The sequence below is a fragment of the Lysinibacillus sp. FW301-JW8 genome (genome assembly GCF_058788755.1).
This window is the reverse complement of the sequence record NZ_JBYTBB010000036.1, coordinates 1-26094: the sequence shown is the minus strand read 5'-3', so window position 1 is coordinate 26094 and position 26094 is coordinate 1. Positions and strand designations below refer to the sequence as shown.

Sequence of the window (26094 nt, the reverse complement as noted above, 5' to 3'; positions counted from 1 at the left end):
TCATGGTACGAAGAGTAGTGATAACGGGATATGGTGTTATATCACCATTAGGTAATTCAGTGTCAGATTTATGGACAAATATTACAGAAGGAAAATCAGGAATAAAAAAGATACAATCAGAGGCATTCTCTACTATTTCTACCCAAATTGCAGGGTATATCACTAATTTTGATGCGGCTAAGTATATGGATAAAAAGGAAATTAGTAAATATGATGTCTTTATTCAATATGCACTAGCTGCTACCCAGCAAGCTTTGGAGCAAGCAAACTTAGATATGGAGAATATTGATAAAACTCGCTTAGGCGTTTATATAGGCTCAGGTATTGGTGGTATTGATACCATTTTAGCAAATCATCAAAACATGTTGGATAATGGTCCACGTAAGGTTTCCCCCTTTATGGTACCAATGATGATTAGCAATATGGCTGCAGGTATTGTAGCAATTAAAACAGGCTTTAAAGGTCCAAGCTTTTCACCGGTTTCAGCCTGTGCAACAGGGAATCAAGCAATTGGAGAGGCATTCTTAAATATTAGACATGGTTATGCAGACGGGATTCTGGCAGGAGGAGCAGAGGCGCCAATTAATCCACTTAGTTTTGCTGGGTTCTCTCGTATGAAAGCAATGTCAACAAGGAATGATGAGCCAGCAAAGGCAAGTCGACCATTTGACAGCCAACGTGATGGCTTTGTGATGTCAGAAGGAGCAGGTGTAGTATTTCTTGAAGAGTATGAACATGCGAAAAAAAGAGGCGCAACAATTCTCGGTGAAATTGTAGGCTATGGCGTAACAACAGATGCATATCATATAACGTCTCCTGATTTTACAGGGGCAGCAAATGCGATGAATCTAGCCTTAAAAATGGCTAATATTGATTTGTCAGCTGTGGATTATATTAATGCGCATGGTACTAGTACACCAGAGGGAGATAAATCAGAAACAAGGGCAATAAAAAGCGTTTTTGGTGAACATGCCTATCAATTAAAGGTGAGCTCTACAAAATCAATGACAGGTCACCTCTTTGGAGCAGCTGGTGGGATAGAAGCCATCATTACGTTAAAAAGTATAATGGATAGTATTGTACCGCCAACAATCAACTATGAAGTACCAGATCCAGAATGTGATTTAAATTATGTACCAAACAAGGCGATACATCAACCAGTCAATATTGCCTTGTCTAATGGCTTCGGCTTTGGCGGCCATAATGCCGTATTGGCTTTTAAAAAGTTTGAGGAATAGTTTAGTAAATTTTTCGGAATGCTTGTATATTATAAAGATGGTATGAAATGGGATTTTCATACCATCTTTTTATGTGTAATTTACCAATAAGTTTTTCTTATGAATCTATAGTGAAAATTCATATTTATGCTTATGTTCATTGTGTGTTAAATTTAGGTGTAGAAGGAGAGATGGATGATGAGAATTTTTGATGCACATTTTCATATTATTGATTTTGATTTTCCGATAATCGAAAACCAAGGATACACACCACCAAGCTATATTGTTGAAGATTACCAAAATGAAACTGCCGATTTCAACGTCTTAGGTGGGGCGATTGTATCAGGATCGTTTCAAGGATTTGACCAGGAATACTTATTGAAAGCTTTGAAACAAATGGGACCAGCTTTTTGTGGTGTTACTCAATTGCCTTTTACTGTGACTGATGATGAAATTATTTATTTACATAATAATGGGGTACGAGGATTACGGTTTAATATTAAACGAGGAGGTTCAGAAGATCTATCAAAGCTAAATACCTTTGCAAGAAGAGTTTATGATTTAGTTGGCTGGCATAGTGAACTTTATATGGATGCAAAAGAGTTACCAGAGATTGCATCGACTATTGAAAAGTTACCGGCTATTTCCATTGATCATTTAGGTTTATCTGAAGAAGGGCTACCACATTTATTAAGATTAGTTGAAAAAGGGATACATGTAAAAGCGACTGGCTTTGGTCGTGTGGAACTGGATGTTAAGAATGCCTTAAAATCGATTTATGAAGTAAATCCAGATGCACTTATGTTTGGAACAGATTTACCGTCTACCAGAGCAAAGCGACCTTTTGAACATGCAGATATTGAATTGATTCAACAGCTTTTTGATGAACAGGCTACTGATAAGATCCTCTATAAGAATGCGATTCAATGGTATTTTAAATAAACAATAAAATCCCCTACCAAAGCTTTCGGTAGAGGATTTTATTTGGAATTAGCTTAAACCTTGGCTATCTTTCCACTCTAAGAATTCATCATATGTTAATTGCTTATCTAAAATTGAGCCGTCTTCACGGATTTTGATGACACGATTCGCAATTGTTTGGATAAATTGATGGTCATGAGATGTGAAGAGCATCGCACCTTTGAAGCGCATAAGTCCTTCATTTAGTGCCTGAATAGATTCAAGGTCAAGGTGGTTTGTTGGTTCATCTAATAAAATAACGTTTGCTGTAGCAAGCATCATTTTCGATAGCATACAACGTACTTTTTCTCCCCCTGATAGAACAGAAGGGGATTTCTTTACTTCCTCACCAGAGAATAGCATACGACCTAGGAAGCCACGTAGGAAGCTTTCTGTTTCGTCGTCTGGAGAATATTGACGAAGCCATTCAACTAATGTTTTTTCTGAGCCTTCAAAATATTTATCGTGATCATTTTCAAAGTAGCTTTGAGAAGTTGTCACGCCCCATTTGAATGATCCTGCATCCGCTTCTTTTTCTTCCGTTAAGATGTCAAGAAGAGCTGTTTTTGCCATCGGGCTACCAAGTAAAACAATTTTATCGTCTTTATTCATAGAGAAGCGAATGTCTTTAAATAAAGTTTCACCTTCATTGCTTGCTGTAAGACCTTCCACTGTCAACACATCATTACCGATCTCACGTCCAGTTTGGAAGTTGATGAATGGATATTTTCGGCTAGAAGGTTTAATGTCGTCAAGCTCGATTTTATCCAACATTTTCTTACGAGAAGTCGCTTGGCTTGATTTCGAAGCGTTCGCAGAGAAACGAGCAACGAATGCTTGTAGCTCTTTAATCTTTTCTTCTTTCTTCTTATTTTGGTCTGCCATCATTTTTTGTGCTAATTGGCTAGACTCATACCAGAAGTCATAGTTCCCAACATATAATTGGATTTTAGAGAAGTCTAAATCCGCGATATGCGTACACACTTTATTTAAGAAGTGACGGTCATGGGATACGACAATAACCGTATTTTCAAAATTAATTAAGAATTCTTCTAACCATTGGATTGCTTTTAAGTCAAGGTGGTTGGTAGGCTCATCTAGTAATAGAACGTCTGGTTTACCAAATAGAGCTTGTGCTAATAATACTTTGACTTTGTCAGAACCTTCAAGGTCAGCCATTAGCATATAGTGAAGCTCGTCGCCAATCCCTAATCCGTTTAATAATGTTGCTGCTTCTGAGTCAGCTTCCCAACCATTTAGGTCAGCGAATTCACCCTCTAATTCAGCAGCACGCATGCCATCCTCATCAGAAAAGTCTTCTTTTGCGTAGATAGCGTCTTTTTCAGCTTTTACTTCCCAAAGACGTTTGTTCCCCATAACAACTGTATCTAATACATTGAATTCATCATATTCAAAGTGGTTTTGTTTAAGGACAGATAAACGTTCGTCCTTCCCCATTGATACATGACCTTCCTGTGCTTCAATTTCACCAGAAAGAATTTTTAAAAATGTTGATTTACCGGCACCATTTGCCCCGATTAAACCGTAGCAATTCCCCGGTGTGAATTTTATATTTACGTCTTCAAATAGTTTACGATCGCCATAGCGAAGACCTACATTACTTACTTGAATCATGCAAGTTCCTCCTTTTTTCACAATGGCTCTAGTATAGCATGAAATATGTTCCATAGTCTATAAACATTATTAAATCAAGGTTTAGCATCATTATAAAAGGCATATTAGCCACAATAAATACCCCAGCTTCCAAAGAGTCTATTATCAAATAAATGATTTTCTTCGATAAATACTTAGTGCAAAGCCAATCGCAACGCTTCCAAGCAGCATCGGGAAAACACCATGGCTAATGAATGGGATTGGCATTGACATAAGTGGCACAAGTCCAAATAACATAAGTATGTGATAAACAATTTGCGTTGTTATATAGGCAAGCCCACCTACGATTAATAATCGCCCGTATTCATTTTGAATGAAGGAAAGTGTACAGGCTATACGGTAAATAATGAAGGCGAGAAGACTTAAAATAACTACCCCTGCAACAATCCCGTACGTTTGTAAGATTGTCAGTAATACAAAATCAGTATGGGCTCCACCAGCAAACGGTTGACTGCTAGTGCCAAACCATGTGAGCTGTTTCATCATATTTGAAATATAAATGACAGTAGAAGTATCCTCTAAACCTGGTGTATAGATTGTCTGCATTCGTGTAAGTTGGTATGACTTTAATGGTGCAATCAACAAGTATCCGATTACGCATATTAACAGGAAACTAAAAGCAGCAGTACATGCTAGCTTTAGCCTGCGAGAAAAGTTGCTTGCATAAAATAATGAGGCAACAATCGCTGTGTATGTAAAGAATAGTGAAATGTCTGGCAAAAGGATGTAAAAGTACACACCGATAGAATAAAGAATAAGCAGCCACCAAAATGATTTTTTTTGTTTAGCAAAAAGCCCTGCAAACGCAATTAAAAAGAGAGGCAATGTCATCCAACCTTTAAGCTCAAGTGGACCAGCTTTAAAAAAGATAACACCATTCATCACTTGATTACCATTTAAGATAATGAGAAATAACACACTTACCAGTACATACAAATGCATAGAATAGCCCTCTAGCTTTCGAAAATCGAGTCGCATTAAGACAATCGTCGCAACAATGCCACCAACAACAATCACGATATTGCGGACAATAAAATCTCTTAACAAGAACTCAGCTGGAAAAAGTGGTAAGAAGCTACAAAGTGACGCTAGCAGAAATGAAATAATGAGCATCCAATCGATTTTTGGCTGATGAATCTGATTAAGCGATATACCAAGCTTTGTAGCATTACCCATTTCACGCACAGCCTGTTGTTCTGCATCGATATCGCTATATCCCTTTTCCAGCCAAGCATGCTTCGACTTCTCTAAATGATAGGTCAGCTCCTTTTCAACTACATCATGTGCCTCCTTGTTATGAATATGTCTCTTTGTATGTTGAATATATTGCTTAATCGTTTGCATAACGTGCCTCCTTCAATAATTGCTGAATGGAAGGGGGTTCATGCATTTCTTTGTTGAGCTTTGTCAGTAGCTTAATTCCTTTATGTGAAAGAACATATCGCTTTTCATTTTCGTACCATTCACTAACAATGAGTTGTTGCTGTTCAAGGCGATGTAGCATAGCATAAATCATTCCCTCGTTAAAATGAACTACTGCTTTGTTTTTTGTATAAAGAAGTTGTGTAAGCTCATATCCTGAACGCATCGTTTGCAGCATCGGTAATAGCACTTGATCCGAAAATTCCTCTTGAATACCTTTACGTACAACTTCTCGATGCTTCTCTGTAAACTGCACTTTTTGAAACTGACTTTTCATAGCTTGTTTAAAACGTGATTCCGTCAAATGGATTCCCTCCTAATGTTTTTTGTAACAAAGAACGTGCCTTACGAAGTCTCGTTTTGACTGTATTTTTATTTAACGCTAGAAGGCAGGCAATCTCCTGTACCGAGTATTCCTCAAAATAATAAAAGTAAATAAGTTCACGATATTTGACAGGAAGTGCCATCACTAAGTCAAATAATGCCTCCTCCTCACTATTTTTTACAACTTGCTCAAGCAAATCACCCGTTTCTAATGTTTGAGCTAAGACATTCGTTTCAGTGACATAAACATTTTTTTTGTACCAGCTCTTTAGATAGTCTTTTGTATGATTGATAGCAATACGCCACAACCATGTCTTCAAACTAGCATTTCCCTGGTAAGTGGACAATGCCTTATAGCATTTGATAAAAATTTCTTGTGTTAAATCCTCTGCAAGTGCGACATCATGTACATATGTATAAACAAGCTGTAGAACTTCCTGACCATAATCAGTCATAAGCTCCTTAATCAACTGATTTCGCGATAATCCACTGATAGATATCACTTCCTCCATCTTCATACCTCCTTCCTGTTCATATATTAGACGAGTACCACATAACACCGGTTTTATTTTTTCTATACTAATTTAATCCTGCCAAGTATTCTATCGTAAGTTCTTAAATCAAAAGTTGACTTTCATTTTAAGCTACTGTAAAATATTTTGAAATTACAGTTAAATTCAATGAAAAAGAGAGTAGTTTATGGATAACTGGAAAGCGAATTGGGGGTAGTGTAAGCCTAATGCAGGAGCCATAAATGAAACGCACTTTGGAGAAGATTCTCGAAAAAGAAGTAGAGAATATCGGGGAGTCACCTCGTTAACAATGGAAAGTGGTCATTTGAAAATGGCAACTAGAGTGGTACCACGGGATAACTATGCTCTCGTCTCTATCTATTAGAGACGGGAGCTTTTTTATTTTTATTAGAGGAGGAAGATGAAAAATGAACATGAAGGAACAAATAGCCAAAAGCATTGCTGTTGCATTAAAGGATCAGCTCACAGTTAAAGACATTCAACATTTATTAGAAAAACCAAAAAAATTAGAGCTAGGGGATGTAGCTTTTCCGTGCTTTACTCTTGCTAAAAAATGTAGAAAATCACCTCACAATATCGCCGAAGAGATAAAAAACAATTTGACATGTGAAATCATAAAGGATGTTCAAGCAATAGGAGGATACGTAAATATATTTTTTAATCAGTCAATCGTTACAAAACAGGTGCTTACTAAAATTTTAATAGAACAACATTTATATGGAAGCCAGCAGGAATCGAAAGGGAATGTTGTCATTGATTTTTCTTCTCCTAACATCGCGAAGCCATTTTCTATGGGACATTTACGTTCTACTGTAATTGGCAACGCTTTAGCTAATATTGCCGAAAAAAATGGCTATCAAGCAATTCGCATCAATCATTTAGGAGACTGGGGAACACAGTTTGGTAAGTTAATTGTTGCCTATAGACGATGGGGCAATGAACAGGCAATTGCTAATGCGCCGATTGAAGAATTATTAAGAATTTATGTGAAATTTCATGAAAAAGCAGAACAGGATGAAACCCTTAATGAAGAGGCACGTGCTACATTTAAAGCATTGGAGGATGGGGATGGAGAGGCATTAGCGCTGTGGCAATGGTTTAGAGATGCATCATTAGACGAATTCAATACCATCTATCAACTTCTTGGAATTCGCTTTGATTCATACAATGGGGAAGCCTTCTACAACGACAAAATGGCAACGATTGTCAAGGAGCTAGAAGAAAAAAAGCTACTTATAAAATCTGATGGGGCATTTGTTGTGGAAGTTGAACAGATGCCACCTTGTTTAATTACAAAAACAGACGGTGCGACACTTTACGCAACTCGTGATTTGGCAGCTGCATTCTATCGTAAACAGCACTATGACCCTAAAAAAATATTTTATGTGGTTGGCAATGAACAGTCCCTACATTTTAATCAGCTATTTTGGGTTATAGAGAAAATGGGGTATGGATGGGCAAAGGATTTACAGCATGTGCCTTTTGGGATGATTCTAAAAGACGGTAAAAAAATGTCAACTCGTAAAGGTAAAATAGTTCTATTAGGTGAGGTGCTGAAAGAAGCGATTACTACCGCAAAACGCAATATAGAGGAAAAAAATCCAAAGCTAGAGCAGAAAGATAATATTGCCTATCAAGTTGGTGTTGGAGCGGTTATATTTAATGATTTAAAAAATGATCGTCTACATGATATAGAGTTTTCTCTTGAGCAAATGATGAATTTCGAAGGGGAAACAGGTCCATATATTCAATACACTTATGCACGTATATCATCCCTCTTGGAAAAAGTAAATGAACCTGGCAATGAAGTATCTTTTGAAAAGTTAGGTGAGCAAGCATGGCCAGTTATTTTACTACTAGAACAGTTTCCAAAAGTAATTTCTAATGCTTTTGAGCAGGCAGATCCGTCACAAATTGCTAGATATGCCTTAAACTTAGCTCGTTTATTTAATAAATACTATGCTCAAAATAAAATATTAGCTGAAGATCATATTAGAGCATCACGCTTAGCTTTCTGTCAATGTGTCGCTATCATTTTAAAAGAATCATTAGCATTATTGGGTATTGCAGCACCAAAGAATATGTAAATGAAACACATCTACTATACTGTGGTAGATGTGTATTTAAATTGACCAGTACTGGAAAAAATGATAAAAGGGAATAGAAAGAAATCAGAGGTCTGACAATAATGGTAGATTTTACAGATTAGAGAGAAGGTTTAACAGAATATGATGAAAAAGCAATGGACGGTTTCCTCGGTGCTTATGGTTGTATGTATTTTTTTCATTGCCCTCAATATGCGTCCAGCCGTAACCGCAATTGGACCACTCTATAATGTTTTATTGGAGTCGTTACATATATCTAATACAAAAATGAGCTTTTTAACATCCATTCCAGTATTTTGTATGGGACTCTTTGCACCCATTGCTGTACCATTACAAAAAAAATTTGGCACAAAAACAGCTATTACGTTCTTAATTCTAATTCTTGCTTTAGCAAATGGATTGCGTTTTTTAAAAGAAAGTTATGGGTTACTTGTGATCACAAGCTTTCTTGCAGGATTTGCAATTGCGCTTATTGGTCCAATGCTAAATGCCTACATCAAGAAGAAATTTCCAAATCGTTTCACTACAGTTGTCGGAATTTATTCATTTGGAATAGGAACAGGTGCAACATTGAGCGCAGCACTAACCGTAACGTTTTATAGTCATTTTTATGGCAGCTGGACAATAGCTCTAGGTAGCTGGTCAATCCTAGCACTTTTCGCCCTATTGATGTGGTATCTGTTGATACAAAAAGAGGAGCTGGAGCTATCAAGGAACGATGAAAAGTCTGAACATTTAACCCGAAATCCTTGGAAAAGCATCCAGGCTTGGACAATGCTAATTTATTTTGGCTTACAAACATCACTATTTTTTTCAATAATGTCCTGGTTAGTACCAATTTTGCAGGATAAGGGCTATTCACTTGGTGCAGCAAGCACAATTTTAACATGTATGTCTTTCATACAAATGATTGGTAATATTGTAGTTCCAATACTGATGGAAAAATGGACGAGCCGGATAGCTTGGCTTTTTGCTTTAGGCGTTTTAGGCATCTTAGGATTTGCATTATTATGGGTGGGCTCAGGTATGTGGCTATTATTTGCGGTACTTATCATCGGAATCGTCTTAAGTGGTTTATTTCCAATTGGGTTATTATTGCCATTGGATGAGGCAAGAACGAATGAGGAGGCGAATAGTTGGTCGTCTATGGTGTTGTCTGGCGGATTTATAATAAGCGCCATCATCCCAATTGTGATAGGCTATTGCTATGATATTACTGGTAATCACACAGTGACTTTTGCTATTTTCATGACCATAATGCTTGGTATTATGGCAACAACTTTTAGTTTAAAGAAAAATTCTCTCTAAGACATGCAAAAGCATGTCTTTTTTAAAAATTATTTTCGCCACAAATTATAAGTCAAATTTCATAACAAAGATATAAAAGAAACACTTTTTATAGGTAAAATGAATTGATTAAAAGATGCAGGTAATATTTTTATAGTATAGCTCCACTAATAATATTATTATGTAAACTTGAAACGTATATAAACCTTGTTTATGATAGAAAAGAAAGAAGCTGAAAGAAAGTATTGGTGAAGCTATGCGGAAGAAGATGCTCATTTTGGGAGCGACAGCTATTCTATTAGCAGGCTGTGGTAATCAAACAGTGGCAGAACTGTTTCAGACAAAAAAATCAGAGACAAAATCAGAAAAAGCGGTAACAAAACAGGAAGAGAAAATTGTACCAGAGGTAAAAGTTGTTGGTGAAAACGGTATTGGTGCAGGGCTTATTGTCAGTCAGGATAAGGATAAGCTTTACATAGTCACAAATGGTGCGCTCGTAGCCTCTAAGCCAGTTGCATTCATTGAATTTGCGAATAATAAACTTATGGAAGCGACTGTGCATTATATGTCTACAGCACATAATATCGCCATCTTACAAGTATCCTATAAAAGCTCAGTAAAGGTACCGACAGTATATAACGGAGATTTAAATCAGCTTTCGGTTTATGTCGATGGTTTGCCACACATCATTCATAAATACAGTGATAAAGTTGCTGCTTATTATATTGATGTAGAACAACCATTACCTTTAGGGAGCCCTGTACTGGAGGCTGAGAATGGTGAGTTTGTAGGTATCTACTTTAATAGACAGCAAAACGATGTTTCACAGCCATACATATTGCCATTTAAAGACATAGCTCAGCTAGTTGATGAATGGATTGAAGAGGGAATGAGAGTTAGTGATCGACTTTCTCAATCCAAAAATTTGTACCCCTATATAGAGCAGGGTGATCAAGCAGCTGTAAAGCAAGCTATAGAAAAGTACGGGAAAAATATTTTTGCTTATAATGAAGATGAAATTAAGCAATTTTTAGATGTATTCCATAAGCATTTAAAAGCTGCTGTCGATATACAGGACGCTAGTGTAATGGAATCTATAGTTGGAGCAGATAATTTACAGGAAACGTTGAAAAATATGGTCTCTTACTATGCCTCTAAACAGGCAAAAATTAATTTTTCCAAGACTACTATAAAAAACATTGAAGTGGTAGAGCAGCATATGGTGGTGCGTGCAATAACAGAATATTTACTGACGAATTCTGCAGGGCAGGAGGCACTTGCTAACTCAAAGATGCTTTATGAAATTAAAAAAAATGAACAGGGCGAGTATAAGCTTATTCGTCTAACTACTGAGGAGTGAAAAGTTGGATGGAGCAGGCAAGACAAATGTTACAACATCATTTTGGCTATGATTCATTCCGTAATGGACAGGCACAAATTATTCAGCAGACATTACAGGGACAATCAAGTCTTTGTGTCATGCCAACTGGTGGCGGGAAATCAATTTGCTATCAAATTCCGGCTCTTATGCTAGAAGGCTTAACTGTTGTGATATCCCCTCTTATTTCTCTTATGCAAGATCAGGTAGAGGCATTACGTGCGGCAAATATCCCAGCGGCTTATATTAACAGTACCTTATCCGTACAGGAAGTGGATGAAACAATGCAGCTTGCAAGTGCGGGTTATTTAAAGCTGCTTTATATAGCACCAGAGAGATTGGAAAGTGCTGCGTTTTTACAGGCACTATCCTATTTGTCAGTACCGCTTTTAGCTGTAGATGAGGCCCATTGTATTTCTCAATGGGGGCATGATTTTAGACCAAGCTATCGAGCTATTCAAAAATTATTTACATTGTGGCTACAAAAGCCAACAGTCTTAGCACTTACAGCAACAGCAACGCCAGCGGTATGTGAGGATATAAGACAGTTATTAGAGATTGACGAGCAATCAGCAGTCATTACAGGCTTTGCGCGTGATAACCTAGCTTTTTCAGTATTAATTGGTGAAAATAAAGAACGTTATATTAAAAATTACCTCACCAAGAACAAGCAGGAAGCGGGCATTATTTATGCGGCAACCAGAAAGGCTGTGGATGCAATATATGATGTCTTAAGTCGTTCTGGCGAATCTGTGGCCAAGTACCATGCTGGACTAGCAGAGGAGATGCGCATGTCAGAGCAGGAACGTTTTATAAAAGATGAGGCGCGTATTATGGTGGCGACCAATGCATTTGGCATGGGTATAGATAAGAGCAATGTACGTTTCGTTATTCACTATCAAATGCCCCGCAATATGGAGAGCTATTACCAGGAAGCAGGGCGAGCAGGACGCGATGGTTTACCAAGTGCCTGCATTTTACTATATGCATCAGGGGATGTCCAAACACAGCGTTTCTTAATTGAACAAACACAGGATGAATCTCGAATTACCCAAGAACTAGTAAAGCTACAAACGATGGTGGATTATTGTCATACAGAGGGATGCTTACAAAATGCAATTCTCCTGTATTTTGGTGAGAAGGCAGGAGAACCTTGTGGTCGTTGTGGGAATTGTAATGATGGGCGAGAGGTCAAGGATGTAACGGTAGATGCGCAAAAAGTGCTTGCCTGCGTCGTACGGATGGGACAAAAATTTGGTAAGACAATGGTGGCCCAAGTGCTAATTGGTTCTAAAAATCAAAAGATGACGGAATTTGGCTTTGCACGTTTATCTACTTATGGCATTTTAAAAGGGCAATACTCTTCAAAAGATGTCTCCAGTTTTATTGAATTTTTAATTGCGGAAGGATTACTAGCTGTAAAGCACGGTACGTATCCAACCATCTATGTATCAGAGGAAGGCAAAACAGTCTTACTTGGAAATCGTAAGGTGATGCGGAAAGAAGCTGTCATTGTACGAAAACTGGCAGACAATGATCCGCTATTCGAGCATTTAAGAGTATTGCGAAAAGAGATTGCAGATGAAGAACAGGTACCACCATTTGTGGTGTTCTCTGATAAAACATTACGAGAATTATGCGAGCAAAAACCAATGGAGCTTGAAGGCTTACGACATGTTAGTGGGATTGGTGAAGTAAAGTTCGAAAAATATGGCAAACGATTCTTCGAGGCACTCCAATCATTTTTGAAAGCAGCTTCTGATCATTAATTATATAGAGAGGCTAGGACAAAGCTGGTCAAAAACTAAAAGCGTGAAAAATCAATGTTTCTAAATTGATTTCTCACGCTTTTCTAACTTTAATTTTTGTCCGAAACTAGTTTTATATTTATTTTTTCCAATGCTCTGTAATAAACTGATCTCTACCCGAAATCGCTCGGTCCTTCTGATAATGCTCAGGCTCTTTTTTATAATAATCCTGATGATAATCTTCAGCAGGATAAAAGTGTTGAGTATCACGAATTGTGGTTACAATAGGCTTATCAAAGCGTCCACTTTTTGCTAATTTTTCTTTGGATGCTTTGGCAATGCGTTTTTGTTCTTCTGAATAGGTAAAAATTGCCGTTGTATAGGATTCACCGCGGTCATGAAATTGACCGTAAGCATCTGTTGGATCAATTTGCATCCAGTAGATATCTAGAAGCTGCTCATAGCTAAAGATACCAGGGTCAAATTCAATTTCTACAACTTCTAAATGGCCAGAATTGCCTTTTTTAACATCCTCATAAGTTGGATTTTCTAAATGGCCACCCATATAACCTGAAGTAATTTTATGTATGCCATCCCATTCTATAAATGGCTTGACCATACACCAAAAACAACCACCCGCAAATGCAGCTTTTTCTATCATAGTTTATCATCCTTTCTAACGTGAAAATATTATAGCATTATTTTGCTCTCGACTGACACTTTAGGTGTAAAATAACGATTAGATGGATAATTATAGCAGGAACAATATTTTGATGAAACTTTCCTTATGGTGAATCGTTACATTAACTATATTACAATAGAGGAGTTATGAAGTATGGAAGAGCAAGAGTATTCAAGACGCTCACAACGTCCCAAAAAACGTCGATTGCGTAAAGGTAGAGCATTAGTTTCATTGCTATTGTTATGTGTCATTGCCCTGGCTGGTTATTCAGTGATGCAATATCGAAGCGGGCTTGAGCTAGCAAATGACACAAAAGTAGCGCAGGAGGATTTTAGCGGTGATACGGTTAAAGGGGATATTGAAAATTATTTATTATTAGGCGTTGATAGTCGTGGAGAAGAAAAATCACGTACGGATACCATGATGGTTTTATCATGGGATAAGAAAACAAATGATATCAAGCTTGTATCATTAATGCGGGATATATATGCAGATATTCCCGGTTACCAATCGTATAAGCTCAATACAGCTTATTATCTAGGCGGTGTGCAATTATTAAAGGAAACAATCAGCAATATGTTTAGTCTTCCTATTCATCATTATGCCATTATAGATTTTAAAAATTTTGAATCACTAGTAGATATTTTAGCGCCAAATGGGGTTGAAATAAATGTTGAAAAAGATATGTCTGAAAAGATAGGTGTTTCCTTAAAGCAGGGTGTGCATAACCTAAACGGGAAAGAATTACTTGGTTATGCTCGTTTCCGACACGATGCAGAGGGAGATTTTGGCCGTGTGGCGCGTCAGCAAAAGGTTATTGAAGCCATAAAGAATGAAGTGCTAGCACCTCAAAATATTTTGAACTTACCAAAGTTTGTTGGAGCAGCACAAGGGTATGTAACAACAGACTATTCCTCCTCTGGGGAAATTCAGCAGGTTCTCAAAATGGTGTCAAAAGGAAAGGTCAAAATTGAAAAGGCCACCATCCCAATTGAGGGAAGCTATCAATTCCAGAACTTTAGTCATGCAGGGGATTCAATTGTTATTGATGTTGAAAAAAATAAAGCCTTTTTAAGTGAATTTTTGGGTATGCAGCTGGAGTGATGGTTCGCATAAGTCAACATTATCCTGTAATATAAAGGTAAAGCATTTGGATTGGGGTGGGTATATGGAAAAAGAAAGACCAAAAGAGCGGTCTAATTTGTTTTCAACCAAGTTTATCCGCTTTTTAGGTGGTAAAAACTTATTTTTTACACTCATTACTTTATTATTGTTGGCATGTGTAATTTTTATGTTCCAAAAGGTTTCCTTTATATTTACCCCGCTGAAAGTATTATTTGAGGTAGTGATTTTACCAGGGGTACTTGCCATCATCGCCTATTATTTATTGCGCCCATTATTAGGAATTTTAGAAAATTGGCGTATTCCAAGAATTTGGGGTATTTTGATTTTATATATCGCTGTCATCGGTTTCATTACATTACTAGTAGTACTTGTTTATCCGTTTCTGCGGGATCAGTTTACAAATTTATTGCAGGAGTTTCCTGGATATTTTATGGCACTGACGCAAAATATTGTTGAGTACTTAACACATTCTCGCTTCAATGAGTATTTAGATAAAATAGACTTTAACTATGACGAAGTTGTTAAGAATGTCACAACGGATTTATTTGAAACGGTGAAAGATACAGCGACGAACTTAGCACAGGGTGTGGCATCTGGTATTACAGGCTTCCTTTCAACTTTAACAGGCATCATCCTGTCATTAGTAACAGTACCATTTATTTTATTTTATTTACTTAAAGATGGTGAAAAGTTACCAAAGTTTATGTTAAATATCTGTCCACCTCGTATGCGTAAAGAGGTGCATGAAATTTTTCACGATATGGACAAACAAATTAGCTCCTACATACAGGGTCAAATTTTAGTGTCGATGTGTATTGGTGCCATGGTAACGATTGGTTTTTTAATTATTGGCATGAAATACGCCTTATTACTTGGATTCCTTGCAATGATTACAAGTGTGGTTCCCTATTTAGGGCCTGTTATTGCGATTACACCTGCTGTAATTATCGCCCTAGTAACATCACCGTTTATGCTGATTAAGCTCGCAATTGTTTGGACGGTGGTACAGCTCATTGAAGGAAAATTCATATCTCCACAAATTATGGGGAAATCTCTAAGTATCCATCCAATCACCATTATTTTTGTATTATTAACGGCTGGTTCTTTATTTGGTGTCCCTGGTGTTATTTTAGGTATTCCAGGCTTCGCTATCTTTAAAGTGCTTGTAACCCATTTATTTAAGCTATTTAAACAGCGTTATAATCGCTATGAGGACGAGGAACATCAGCAATATGAAGTATGAGCAAAAACAGTTACTGCTTTTTCGAAGGGCACTGAAAAACTAAAAAAATTCACTTTTTTATATTAGAAATTTGTCTTTTGTTAGATTTGAAAACTTAAAAAAGTCGATTTGCATCACAATTTTTGTGGCAAATCGACTTTTTCAGTGCCCTCGCTTTTTCGCAGTAACTGTTTTTTTATGTGGGAATGTATGGGGCAAAAGACCAAATACCAGGACAATCCCTTTAAGACTGTGCTGCAAATTGTACTTGTGCTAATTGATCAACAGCTTCCTGTAGTACTTCTTTTGGCTGTACTAATGCTAAACGTAAATAGCCTTGTCCCGCTGTGCCAAATACTGTGCCTGGAACAGTCACAACGCCAACTTGCTCAATCAGCTTAAAGGCTAATTCTGTACAATCAATATCGTATGGATATTTAGCCCATACAAACATCCCTCCATCTGAAGGTGCTGCATCCCATCCGATAGCACGTAGGCCATTCATTAATGTTTTATGACGCTCTGAAAATGTTGCTCGTAAACTCGCTGTAATTTCCTCAGCGTTATCAAGCGCAACAACGGCTGCATCCTGAATCGGCTCGAATATGCCAAAATCTAAATTTGATTTTAATTGCTTTAAAATGGCGATCATCTCATCGTTTCCTGCGATATAAGCGATACGTGTACCCGCAAGGCTAAAGCTTTTTGATAAGGAGTTAATTTCCATTCCAACTTCTTTGGCACCAGGAGCGGCAAGGAAGCTAATTGGGCCATCGCCTGTAAAGTAAAACTCGGAATAGGCCGCATCATGTAGGACGATAATGTTATATTTTTTAGCAAAGGCAATGACTTTTTCGAAATAGGCTAATGATGGCATTGCAGGGACTGGATTGCCTGGTAAATTTAAAATCAATAGCTTTGCTTTTTGGGCGATTTCTTCAGGAACTGCATCTAAATCTGGTAAATAGCCATTGTCAGCTGTTTGGGGCATATAATAGGATGTTGCGCCTGCAAGATGAATTCCTGCATCATAGGCAACGTAAGCTGGATTCGTAGATAACACAATGTCACCTGGGTCACAAAATGCGATTGGTAAATGCACTAATCCTTCTTGAGAGCCGATTGTTTGAATAATTTCAGAAGCGGGATCTAACTCTATATTGCTACGACGTTTATAATAGCGGCTTACTGCATCGTAAAAGCGTTGCGTACCTGTTAATGTATAACCATAGGACTCTGCTAAACCCGCTCTATAGGATAAATGCTCACGAATTTTAGCATGTGGGGGAAGGTCAGGACTTCCTAAGCTTAAGTCAATCATCTTCATGCCTTTTTCTTGCTGAAGCTTGGCATGGTTTTTTAAATCTCCAAAAATAGCTGGTGTGAATAATGACATTTTTTTAGACGGGACAATTTTCAAACTAGTACACTCCTTATAGTTGTATAACAGAATAGTAGTTCACATTTTATCATACTAAAGCATAGAAAGGGAAAGTTATTCTGAAAAAAGAATATATTTCTGAAAAGGAGAAGATGTTTGCGTGGGCTAGCGGAAACCTTTTAGAGAATATTGGAAATAGAGATATTGACGGAAAATTGGAAACATTTCTGCTATCATAAAAACAGAAAGGGAGATGAACAATATGGAAGTGTATTCTTTAAGTGGACCAAGTGGGACAGGGAAAAGTACAAGCGCACTTGTTTTTGCGCATAAAATAGGGGTAGAGGCAATTATTGATGATGGTCTATTGATTGTAGACGGTATGAAAGTAGCAGGACTCTCCGCAAAATTTGAAAAAAACACAATAACAGCTGTTCGTCGTGCTATTTTTACTGATGATGCTCATCGTGAAGAAGTAAAAATAGCACTTAATACATATAAGGTACAATCTATTTTATTGATAGGTACGTCTGATAAAATGACAAAAACAATTGCCCGTCAGCTTGAACTTGGATCAATCGAAAGATATTACTATGTAGAGGATGTGCGTTCTCAAAAAGAAATCGACAAAGCACGCTTTATACGTCAAACCCAAGGCAAGCATGTGATGCCAATACCGTATCGTCAAGTTGAGCAAAATTTTTTTAAACGCTTAGTGCAAAGAGGCATGGAAATTTTTTCGCCAAAGCGTGAAAAAATAGGGGAGACAACGATTGTTCGTCCAGATTTCCAACAAGAATATATAGAAATTGGTAAGCATGTCTATGTGCAGCTATTGACGTATTGCTGTGCACAGCATGACATTGTACACAAGGTAGAGCAAGTGCAATTAACATTAGGGGAGCAAGCGTTTACTACGATAACATTACAGCTAAAGGTACCAATTGATTATTCATTACCAGATCAATTATATGCATTACAAAAGAATGTGCAGTCCGAGTTTTTCCAGCATTTTGGTTATGAGCTAGACGCCATTCATCTTCACATAAAATTAGCAGTTGTAAAGAGAAGAACATAATAAAACAGGTACTCCACTCGCCATTACGCGTATAGAGTACCTGTTTTTTATTTCTGTTGGCGTGTAAATTTAGGCTGACGTTTTTCGACAAATGCACGGCAGCCCTCTGAAAAATCATTTCCGACAAATGGTGAAGAGCTTTTCCATAATGCTGGCACACTGTCTACGCATTCTTGGACAGATTGTTTAACCGCTAATAATGATTCGGGTGACATTCCTGCTACAAGCTTACCCATACGAATCATGTATTTATTAATATCTTTTGCAGCGACTAAATAATTAAGCATACCGAGCTTGAACGCTTCCTCTGCTTTAAACATACGACCTGTAAAAACTAGATCCTTCGTTGTAGAAGGGCCAACAAGTTGTACTAAACGCTGTGCAAATTTGTTATTTAAAGTAATGCCTAATTTGCCAACGGGGATTCCAAGTTTTGCTTTTTCTGAGCCGATGCGAATATCACAGGCCAAGGCCAGTTCTAAGCCTGCCCCCATAGCAGGTCCATTAATAACGCCAATTGTTGGAATCGGCAAATGCTCAATCGTAGAGATGGTTTTTTCCATATGTACAAAGGCTTCCTCAGCTTTTTCGAGAGAAATAGCGTTAAATTCTTTAATATCGGAGCCCGCCGTAAAATTTTCACCGGATCCGCGTAAAATTAATACTTTGTTTTTAGGATTGTCTAATACCTGTAAAGCAATCTTAGCCAATTGATCCCACATATTTGCAGTTAGTGCATTCTTCGCCTGTGGTCGATGAATTGTAATAATCGCTAACCCTGCTGTTTCTTGATAAATTATTTTTGCATCTTCTGCCTCTAATCGAGTTGTTTTCACTTGCATACTCGAAACGCCCCCTACATGATAAGTTCATACACTTATTATATAACACAAACGGTGATAAACACTAAATTATACGAATTTTCATGTAAATTTGCTTTGTGTTACAAGAATAATAGCATTTTAAAGAAATTGTACTACAACAGGAAAGAGGGGAGTTGCTATTGTAAGAAAGTAAAAGAGAGAGGTTACTTATGTTAAAAAGAGCTTTATAGTTTGAGGAGCGGTATTTTGTCTGTTTATTACAGATTATCCGACATTATCATTATAAAAATAAATATAACCTACGCACCCATAATATAGTAAAATAAAACAAATCACGCACAGCAAATAAGGAGGGAGTTAACTTGATCACATTAGAGGAGGCATGGAACAGCTATTTATTACTCTTAAATTCTTTAAAGAAAAGTGCTGCAACAAAAAAACAGTATAATTTAGATGGGAAGCAGTTTTTAGCGTTTGCCCATGAGAAAAACTACTTGAATGTGGATCATCAGTTTAAAGAATTATTATTTATATATAGTAATTACTTAAAGGGAACGTACGTAAATATCAACACATTTAATCATAAAATTGCTACATTACGAGGCTTTGTTGATTTTGTTTTTTTACGAGAGTGGGTGGAATCATTTGATTATGAGGTCATTTTACAGCCAAAGAAGAGACAAAAAGAGGCATTAAAATTACTGACAACGAAGCAATTGATGAACATTATAAATGTCTGGCCAACTTATTTTCAATATGCGAAGACTCAAGAGCATGCTTGGTTGGCAAGGCGTAATGGTTGCATTGTGCAAATGCTACTTGAAACAGGTTGTAAGCCAGCGGAGCTTGTACGTATGAAATGGACGCATATGCATACTAATTCAACATTCATTTTTATTGCTAACCACAATGGTCGCCGAGAAATTAAACTTTCTCCAATTTTAGTGGACATGCTGAAGCATTATAAAGTAGCAACCGAAGAGCTGCATCAGCAAGAACCGGGGGAATGGATGTGGGTCAGTGAGGCTAGCCAATCAAAATCAATCTCAACAAAGACCGTTGAACGAATTTTTCAGGCTATTTCAAAGGATATTGGTCTAAATGTCAGAGCAACAGATTTACGCTATACAGTCATGCAAAAGGCGTTTCAGAGTGAAAAAACAATTGAACATATTCAGCAAACAATGGGCTATGTACGAAAATGGGTGTTAACAGAAAGACAGGGTCGTTTTGAATAAACCGCGCAGTATTTTACTGCACGGTTTATCATAGATGATTTAATGCTCTGACGTTTACTTTAACAGTTAAGTCATGCTTTCCTCCTGTATAAACTCCTTCTACAGGACTAATATCTGAATAATCTCTACCAATACACAAAATGATGTGATTTTCCAGCACTTCTACATTATTCGTTGGATCTAGGCCAATCCATCCGATGCCTGGAATCATTACTTCCACCCAGGCATGTGTGGCAATATCACCAACTAAAGCTGAGTGTTCATCAACGTATAGATAGCCGCTAACATAACGAGCTGGAATCCCCTTGGCCCGCAATACTGCAAGCATGACATGTGTGAAGTCCTGACATACACCACGTTTAAGTACAAAGGCTTCATTTGCGGTTGTTGTTACATCCGTTGCACCAGGGTCATACTCAAATGTTGAATATAAATATTGCATTAAATTAAGCGAAAAAAGGACAGGGTTTTCAGCATGACCGATGGCATGATACACTTCCTCTAATTGATTTTCTGTCATATACGTAAAATGGGTGAATTTTAAAAAAGGCAGATAATGTTCATAAAATAGCTGAGAATGAAAGATCGTTTGCATTTCCGGTGAATATTGAATGCGATGAATAAATGGCGCACGTTGAATACTAACGATAGAAGTAGTTTGAATTTCTAATTCCTGATGCTGCTCTGGAATATAGAAAGTACCAACTGTATTACCCCAAATATCCGTATGCTCACGTGTTAAGGATGAGGGGGTAATTGCAATTCGATAGGATAATAAGCGCTGACGCTCATCGCTTCTTGGCTTTAAGCGGATTGTATTTAAGCTTTGGTCAACCTCAGACTCATACTGAAACTTATTAATATGATGAATTTCAAATTTCATTGTGTCCGCTTCCTTTTGTTTACTGACTTGCTTGTTGAAAGGGAGCTGTATTTGATTCCCTTCAAGGTTGTATGCTGGGTTCATATAAATAATAAACTGTCGCGAATGTATGACTAAATTCAATACATTGGCGCAATCTTTCCTCCATTAATAAATTGATTTCCTCTAAAGTAAAATTCCATAAATCCATATTCATCATAGCAAAGATTGAACTTTTCAATGGGGGATGAAGCTCTAAAAACCTTCCTGAAGGAGAATCTTTTTCAATATGGATAAACGCTTCCTCTAATTTTTGTAGACAAAACATGAATGATCGAGGGAAATGTTTATCCTGTAATAAATACTGAATAACGCAGAGTAAATTTGTTTGACGATGCTTGCGTAAATAGGATTCTGTTGCCTCTGATAATTCAAGTAGAAAAGTACCATCTACTTCATTCATTGGTAACGTAACGTGTTTATGTTGCTCCAATACGATTAATATCATTCGAATCGTTTTTTCTGCCCGTTCCATCCATTTTCCAACCTGCATAAAGTAAAAAGGTAAATCACGATTCATGGAGCCCTCAATCAATCCTGTTATCGTTAAAGAAGTTTTACGAACATTTTGTAAAAAAGAATTCAGCACAATAATTGGAATAGGCTTTTGCCTTCCCATTATTTCCTCTTTAAGAGACAAATAAAATGCATTTTGCAATTCCCAAAGTTCAGTAGGGATACTATCACGAGTAACACGTGCATTTTCCCGAATGGCACTTACAGTTGCTAAAAGTGCATTACAATTCTTTTCCGAAAAAAGTAAATATTCAATTAGAGGATTTACTCGAATTATTTCAAAGCTGGACAAGTACTCTTCCTTTGAGGCACAAATATTTAATATAGCTTCCCAATGATCAATATACTCATGCTCTTTCCCAGATTGCTCCAACATATTCAACAGCTGTCCCTGTAATATATGTGCGTTTGTTTGCGTTCGTTCACTATATCTTGCCATCCAATAAAGTGCATCGGCTACTCGGCTTAGCATGCTGCCATTCCTCCTTTAATATCCATGTATCTTTTGCCCCACCGCCCTGAGACGAATTCACCACTAAAGAGCCTTCCTTGAGTGCTACACGAGATAAACCACCAGGTAACACATTAATATCCTCACCCTTCATTACATATACACGCAAGTCTACATGGCAAGGGTAGAACCTGCTATCCTGAAAGGCTGGAGCTCTAGATAATTTAATGGTTGGCTGTGCAATATATTGAGATGGTTTTTCATTAATTTTTTGTTTAAATCTAACAATTTCTTCCTCATTTGCATGAGGACCAATAAGCATGTCATAGCCACCAGACGCGCTCACATTTTTGATCACTAGCTCATCCATATGCTCCAGGACCCAAGTTCGCTGGCTGTCATCACTTAAATGATAGGTCGTGACATTCTGTAAAATAGGCTCTTCTTTTAAATAGTAGCGAATCATATCAGGTACATAGGCATACATCGCCTTATCATCAGCAACACCATTCCCAACAGCATTTAAAATGGCGATATTTCCGGCTTTATAAGCAGACATTATATGAGGAACGCCAAGTAATGAATCTTCTCGAAAAACACAGGGATCTAAGAAATCATCATCAATTCGACGATAAATTATATCAATCTGCTCTAACCCATAAATTGTTTTTATATACACTTTATCATTTTGAACAACTAAATCACGACCTTCTACAAGCTGAATATTTAGTTGCTGCGCTAAAAAAACATGATCGTAATAAGCTGAATTATACATACCTGCTGTCAATAACGCTGCCTTAGGCTCAGCATCAGGCGGCAAGCAGCGTGGTCGGTGAGCAAGGAGTGCCTTTTTCATGTAGGCCATTTGCTTCTCAAGTGATTGAATGGCATGCTTTGAGAAAAATTCAGGATACACTTCCTTCATCACATAGCGATTTTGAAAAACATAGGATATACCTGATGGATTACGTAAATTATCTTCCAGCACAAAATAAGTGCCATGCTCATCTCGAATTAAATCGATCCCAGCTAAGAAAATATGATTATTGATTGGAACCTTTACTCCAAGCATTTGGTAATAAAAATAAGGATTATTTTCTATGAACTGCCTCGGAATTAATCCATCATTAATAATAGTCTGTTTATGATAGATGTCATGTAAAAAACAATTTAAGGCCTCCACACGTTGCTTGACACCTGCTTCAATCATTTCCCATTGTTTATTAGGAATAATAATAGGTACAAAATCAAAGGGCATTGTACGTTCTGTTCCACCTTGAGCTCCATAAACGGTAAAGGTAATTCCTTGTCTTAGAAAACTTGATTGGGCTTGCTGATATTTCTCTTCTAACTGCGCCTTCGAAAAAGCATTCAGCCTTTGATAAAAAGATCGATAATGAGGCTTCGGCTGATTGCCATCTAACATTTCATCAAAAAACATACCAGATTCATATAAATTCATCATATGGATCGCCTCCGAATTTAAGTAATAAAGAAAAAATGTTAAACTAATAGCGAATACATAAAAGGAGCAGGTAAAATGACAATCATTAACTTAATGCAAGCATATGAGCTAGATAAGCTTTCAAAATTAGATTTCACAGATGAGGAAATTGTACAAATATTGCACACAGGGGATGTGTCAGTTTGGAAAGAAAAGGTACCTAACTACGAATTTTTAGAAACAATAGCACTTTTCAAAGAAGGAGAACAGGTGTTCTTAGATGCCTTACATGGTAACTATCGTATTAAATATGTAACATTGCCAGGCATTCAACGTTTACTCCATCTTCGCTTTCAATTAGAAGAGGGGGAGGACTATCAATTAATAGAAACAGGCATACAGAATTTAACTTGTCATGAAGAAACTATCGCTAAGCTTCAACAAATGCTATCAACAAACTGGACATTGTCAAAACATGTGGATGGAACATACAGCATATTTGTTAAGTAGAAGATATGATCTACATTAAAAACCAAATAATTCCATGCGCGTTGTGAGACGAATCGACATGTATAATACCCCATCTCTTCTTTTTTTGAATCGTCTCATTGCAATTAAGTATACTAAATTTAAATATTCATTTTTCTAACGCTTTATGCATGAAACAGGTAACTTTCTTAAAAACATTTTTTAAAGATGATTTTCTTTCTGTAGAGAATCATCTTTTTTTAACGTTTTGTACAGGAACGAACGTTCTAGATGCTGAAAATGGGCATTTTTTTCATCATAAAGTTCCCAAATTTATATTTGGGAACGTTTTTTCATGGTAAAATAGAGAAAATGGGGGGATTTTGATGCAAAAGACCAAGCTACCGAAATTTATGAAAGACTTCCTTGTTTATTTAACAACCATTAGAGGAAAGTCTCAGCGCACAAGAAAAGAATATGAATATGATCTGACATTATTTTTCAGATTTCATTTAGCTGTCCAACAAGATTTAGATATAAGCAACATTACTTCTATCGATATTTCTACTATTACAATAGAAGAAATACGTGACATCACACTAGAAGATCTCTACTTATTTATGGAATATTGCGAGGTGCAGCGTGGAAATTCAGCATCTGCAAGAGCAAGGAAGGTTGCTACTTTAAAATCATTTTTTAAATACTTAAAAGGTAAACGTCGTCTTCTCGAAGAAAATCCGGCTGATGAATTAGAAACACCAAAGATTGGGCGAAAACGACCAATATATATGAATATTGAGGAAGCTAGGCAATTTATGGACGGCATTCAGTCGAATCATGCCTCACCTAGAAATTATTGTATGATGGTATTTTTCTTGAATTTAGGAATTCGTGTATCAGAGCTTTGTCAGTTAAATAAATCATCCATACAAGGTCGATATTTGACCGTTATTGGTAAAGGTAATAAGGAACGGACAGTTTATTTAAATGATAGCTGTATGCAGGCTCTCACAGACTATGAAGCTTGTGGAAAAACAGCCTATAAAGGTGAGGGAGATGAGCCCCTATTTGTTTCTCAAAAGGGAACACGCTTTACTCGGCAAACCGTAGCTAAAATAGTGAAACAGATTAATCAGCAATCAGGACTTCAAAAGGAAAGATTGACACCGCATAAACTACGTCATACCTCAGCTACCATGATGTATAAAGTAGGCGCAGACATCCGCAGTCTTCAGCACATACTGGGGCATTCAAGTGTTGCGACAACGCAAATTTATACGCACATTGAAGATGAACAGCTTCAACAGGTTCTCGAAAATAACCCATTTAATATCGTTCGTGACAGATAACATGCTAGTCATCGTACGAATTTAAAGGAATTTTAGGACGCTTAAGAGAATATGTCATAATAGAACATATGCTGAATAGAGTTCAATAAATACAAAGTAAGGGGAGAGGCTTTTGAATCAATTTATAACAGATCAGCTAAGGGAAACTAGAAATAATTTAGTGGCTGAAATCGAGCTATTAAATAATGCTCAATTGAACGGGAAGCACGAAGCAAACAGTTGGAGTATAGCTCAGGTTTGCCATCACCTAGTCTTAGTGGAGGAATCCTCTATTAAAGCAATTGCATGGGGATTAAAGCAAACAGATCTCAAAAAAACAAATCGAAAAAATGTTCAACTAATTGTTGACAGATCCAATAAAATTACAGCACCAAAAATTGTTGAACCGGCTGAAGACTTATTTACCGTTCAGCAAATAATAGAATTATTGAGCGAATCAAGAAAAAAATTTATTACCTTTCTTGACACAATTAAGGATAAATCTATATTACCAGAGAAATCCGTGAAGCATCCAGCTCTTGGTGAATTGCCACTTGATCAATGGATTGAACAAATATATTTACATGAACAGCGACATATTGAACAAATAAAAGAGATTAAAGGTACATTAGAGTCTACCTCCAACACTTTATAGAACATCCAATATCCCCATTTGTAGATGGGGATATTGGCATAGTGTTGAAAAACTAAATGGTCAAGGGACTCTTTGTGAACACTACTAAGTCAAATGAAGGTGATTTCCGTTC

Annotated in this window: 23 protein-coding genes and 1 other annotated feature; of the genes, 13 read left to right on the top strand and 10 right to left on the bottom strand. The window is 37.0% G+C overall.

The window, feature by feature from the left end; all coding sequences use genetic code 11:
- The first annotated feature begins 2 nt into the window (after positions 1-2).
- On the top strand, positions 3-1238 hold the full coding sequence (gene fabF, locus AC3WOM_RS15125; RefSeq protein ID WP_492447438.1) for a beta-ketoacyl-ACP synthase II: 1236 nt from the start codon (positions 3-5) through the stop codon (positions 1236-1238).
- Positions 1239-1415: 177 nt separating this feature from the next.
- Complete coding sequence (locus tag AC3WOM_RS15120) at positions 1416-2159, top strand: amidohydrolase family protein (protein ID WP_492447457.1); 744 nt, start codon at positions 1416-1418, stop codon at positions 2157-2159.
- Between the two features lie 48 nt (positions 2160-2207).
- Here the strand turns inward: AC3WOM_RS15120 and AC3WOM_RS15115 are convergent, their stop codons facing one another.
- From AC3WOM_RS15115 to AC3WOM_RS15100, 4 genes are all read right to left on the bottom strand, one after another.
- Positions 2208-3812, bottom strand: a complete 1605-nt coding sequence (locus AC3WOM_RS15115) for an ABC-F family ATP-binding cassette domain-containing protein (RefSeq protein WP_492447437.1) — start codon at positions 3810-3812, stop codon at positions 2208-2210.
- Positions 3813-3956: 144 nt separating this feature from the next.
- A complete protein-coding gene (locus AC3WOM_RS15110) occupies positions 3957-5195 on the bottom strand; it encodes an FtsW/RodA/SpoVE family cell cycle protein (protein WP_492447436.1) in 1239 nt (412 codons plus the stop codon).
- Positions 5182-5577, bottom strand: coding sequence for a helix-turn-helix transcriptional regulator (locus AC3WOM_RS15105; RefSeq protein ID WP_492447435.1), 396 nt, complete (start codon positions 5575-5577; stop codon positions 5182-5184). Before AC3WOM_RS15105 ends, AC3WOM_RS15110 begins: the two co-directional genes overlap by 14 nt.
- A complete protein-coding gene (locus tag AC3WOM_RS15100; protein ID WP_492447434.1) occupies positions 5558-6109 on the bottom strand; it encodes a sigma-70 family RNA polymerase sigma factor in 552 nt (183 codons plus the stop codon). Before AC3WOM_RS15100 ends, AC3WOM_RS15105 begins: the two co-directional genes overlap by 20 nt.
- Before the next feature lie 159 nt (positions 6110-6268).
- Positions 6269-6488, top strand: a binding site (T-box leader).
- A 49-nt stretch (positions 6489-6537) separates the two neighbouring features.
- Between AC3WOM_RS15100 and argS the strand changes: the two genes are divergently transcribed.
- The 4 genes from argS (at position 6538) to recQ (ending at position 12669) form a co-directional block, all read left to right on the top strand.
- A complete protein-coding gene (argS, locus tag AC3WOM_RS15095; RefSeq protein ID WP_492447433.1) occupies positions 6538-8217 on the top strand; it encodes an arginine--tRNA ligase in 1680 nt (559 codons plus the stop codon).
- A gap of 141 nt (positions 8218-8358) precedes the next feature.
- Positions 8359-9543 (top strand): MFS transporter, encoded by a 1185-nt coding sequence (locus tag AC3WOM_RS15090; RefSeq protein WP_492447432.1) that lies wholly within the window; start codon positions 8359-8361, stop codon positions 9541-9543.
- Positions 9544-9790: 247 nt separating this feature from the next.
- Positions 9791-10882 (top strand): TcaA NTF2-like domain-containing protein, encoded by a 1092-nt coding sequence (locus AC3WOM_RS15085; RefSeq protein ID WP_492447456.1) that lies wholly within the window; start codon positions 9791-9793, stop codon positions 10880-10882.
- Between the two features lie 8 nt (positions 10883-10890).
- Positions 10891-12669 (top strand): DNA helicase RecQ, encoded by a 1779-nt coding sequence (gene recQ, locus AC3WOM_RS15080; protein ID WP_492447431.1) that lies wholly within the window; start codon positions 10891-10893, stop codon positions 12667-12669.
- A 118-nt stretch (positions 12670-12787) separates the two neighbouring features.
- Here recQ and msrA read toward each other — a convergent pair whose 3' ends face one another.
- Positions 12788-13309 carry a peptide-methionine (S)-S-oxide reductase MsrA gene (gene msrA, locus AC3WOM_RS15075; RefSeq protein ID WP_492447430.1) on the bottom strand — a complete coding sequence of 174 codons (522 nt, stop codon included), beginning with the start codon at positions 13307-13309 and terminating at the stop codon, positions 12788-12790.
- Positions 13310-13483: 174 nt separating this feature from the next.
- Here msrA and AC3WOM_RS15070 point away from each other — a divergent pair, with 174 nt between their 5' ends.
- Both AC3WOM_RS15070 and AC3WOM_RS15065 read left to right on the top strand, forming a co-directional pair.
- Positions 13484-14434 (top strand): LCP family protein, encoded by a 951-nt coding sequence (locus AC3WOM_RS15070; RefSeq protein ID WP_492447429.1) that lies wholly within the window; start codon positions 13484-13486, stop codon positions 14432-14434.
- 64 nt (positions 14435-14498) lie between these two features.
- Positions 14499-15698 (top strand): AI-2E family transporter, encoded by a 1200-nt coding sequence (locus AC3WOM_RS15065; RefSeq protein WP_427547714.1) that lies wholly within the window; start codon positions 14499-14501, stop codon positions 15696-15698.
- A gap of 223 nt (positions 15699-15921) precedes the next feature.
- On the opposite strand, the gene AC3WOM_RS15060 is transcribed toward AC3WOM_RS15065, so the two are convergent.
- On the bottom strand, positions 15922-17097 hold the full coding sequence (locus AC3WOM_RS15060) for an aminotransferase class I/II-fold pyridoxal phosphate-dependent enzyme (RefSeq protein WP_492447428.1): 1176 nt from the start codon (positions 17095-17097) through the stop codon (positions 15922-15924).
- Positions 17098-17320: 223 nt separating this feature from the next.
- Between AC3WOM_RS15060 and AC3WOM_RS15055 the strand changes: the two genes are divergently transcribed.
- Positions 17321-18136, top strand: a complete 816-nt coding sequence (locus tag AC3WOM_RS15055; RefSeq protein WP_492447427.1) for a hypothetical protein — start codon at positions 17321-17323, stop codon at positions 18134-18136.
- 47 nt (positions 18137-18183) lie between these two features.
- Here AC3WOM_RS15055 and AC3WOM_RS15050 read toward each other — a convergent pair whose 3' ends face one another.
- Positions 18184-18978: an enoyl-CoA hydratase/isomerase family protein gene (locus tag AC3WOM_RS15050; RefSeq protein WP_492447426.1), complete on the bottom strand. Its 795-nt coding sequence runs from the start codon at positions 18976-18978 to the stop codon at positions 18184-18186.
- Between the two features lie 344 nt (positions 18979-19322).
- On the opposite strand from AC3WOM_RS15050, the gene AC3WOM_RS15045 reads away from it, so the two are divergent.
- On the top strand, positions 19323-20198 hold the full coding sequence (locus AC3WOM_RS15045; protein WP_492447425.1) for a tyrosine-type recombinase/integrase: 876 nt from the start codon (positions 19323-19325) through the stop codon (positions 20196-20198).
- Between the two features lie 28 nt (positions 20199-20226).
- On the opposite strand, the gene AC3WOM_RS15040 is transcribed toward AC3WOM_RS15045, so the two are convergent.
- From AC3WOM_RS15040 to AC3WOM_RS15030, 3 genes are all read right to left on the bottom strand, one after another.
- Positions 20227-21081 carry a transglutaminase family protein gene (locus tag AC3WOM_RS15040; protein ID WP_427547705.1) on the bottom strand — a complete coding sequence of 285 codons (855 nt, stop codon included), beginning with the start codon at positions 21079-21081 and terminating at the stop codon, positions 20227-20229.
- Between the two features lie 61 nt (positions 21082-21142).
- The gene (locus tag AC3WOM_RS15035; protein WP_492447424.1) at positions 21143-22108 is read right to left on the bottom strand and encodes an alpha-E domain-containing protein; all 966 of its coding nucleotides are present in this window, start codon (positions 22106-22108) and stop codon (positions 21143-21145) included.
- A complete protein-coding gene (locus AC3WOM_RS15030) occupies positions 22062-23552 on the bottom strand; it encodes a circularly permuted type 2 ATP-grasp protein (protein ID WP_492447423.1) in 1491 nt (496 codons plus the stop codon). Before AC3WOM_RS15030 ends, AC3WOM_RS15035 begins: the two co-directional genes overlap by 47 nt.
- 75 nt (positions 23553-23627) lie before the next feature.
- On the opposite strand from AC3WOM_RS15030, the gene AC3WOM_RS15025 reads away from it, so the two are divergent.
- The 3 genes from AC3WOM_RS15025 to AC3WOM_RS15015 all read left to right on the top strand — a co-directional run bounded on the left by AC3WOM_RS15025 (position 23628) and on the right by AC3WOM_RS15015 (position 25982).
- The gene (locus tag AC3WOM_RS15025) at positions 23628-24041 is read left to right on the top strand and encodes a hypothetical protein (protein ID WP_492447422.1); all 414 of its coding nucleotides are present in this window, start codon (positions 23628-23630) and stop codon (positions 24039-24041) included.
- Positions 24042-24385: 344 nt separating this feature from the next.
- Positions 24386-25348 (top strand): tyrosine recombinase XerC, encoded by a 963-nt coding sequence (locus AC3WOM_RS15020; protein WP_492447421.1) that lies wholly within the window; start codon positions 24386-24388, stop codon positions 25346-25348.
- Positions 25349-25460: 112 nt separating this feature from the next.
- Positions 25461-25982 (top strand): DinB family protein, encoded by a 522-nt coding sequence (locus AC3WOM_RS15015; protein ID WP_492447420.1) that lies wholly within the window; start codon positions 25461-25463, stop codon positions 25980-25982.
- The last annotated feature ends 112 nt before the right edge of the window (positions 25983-26094 follow it).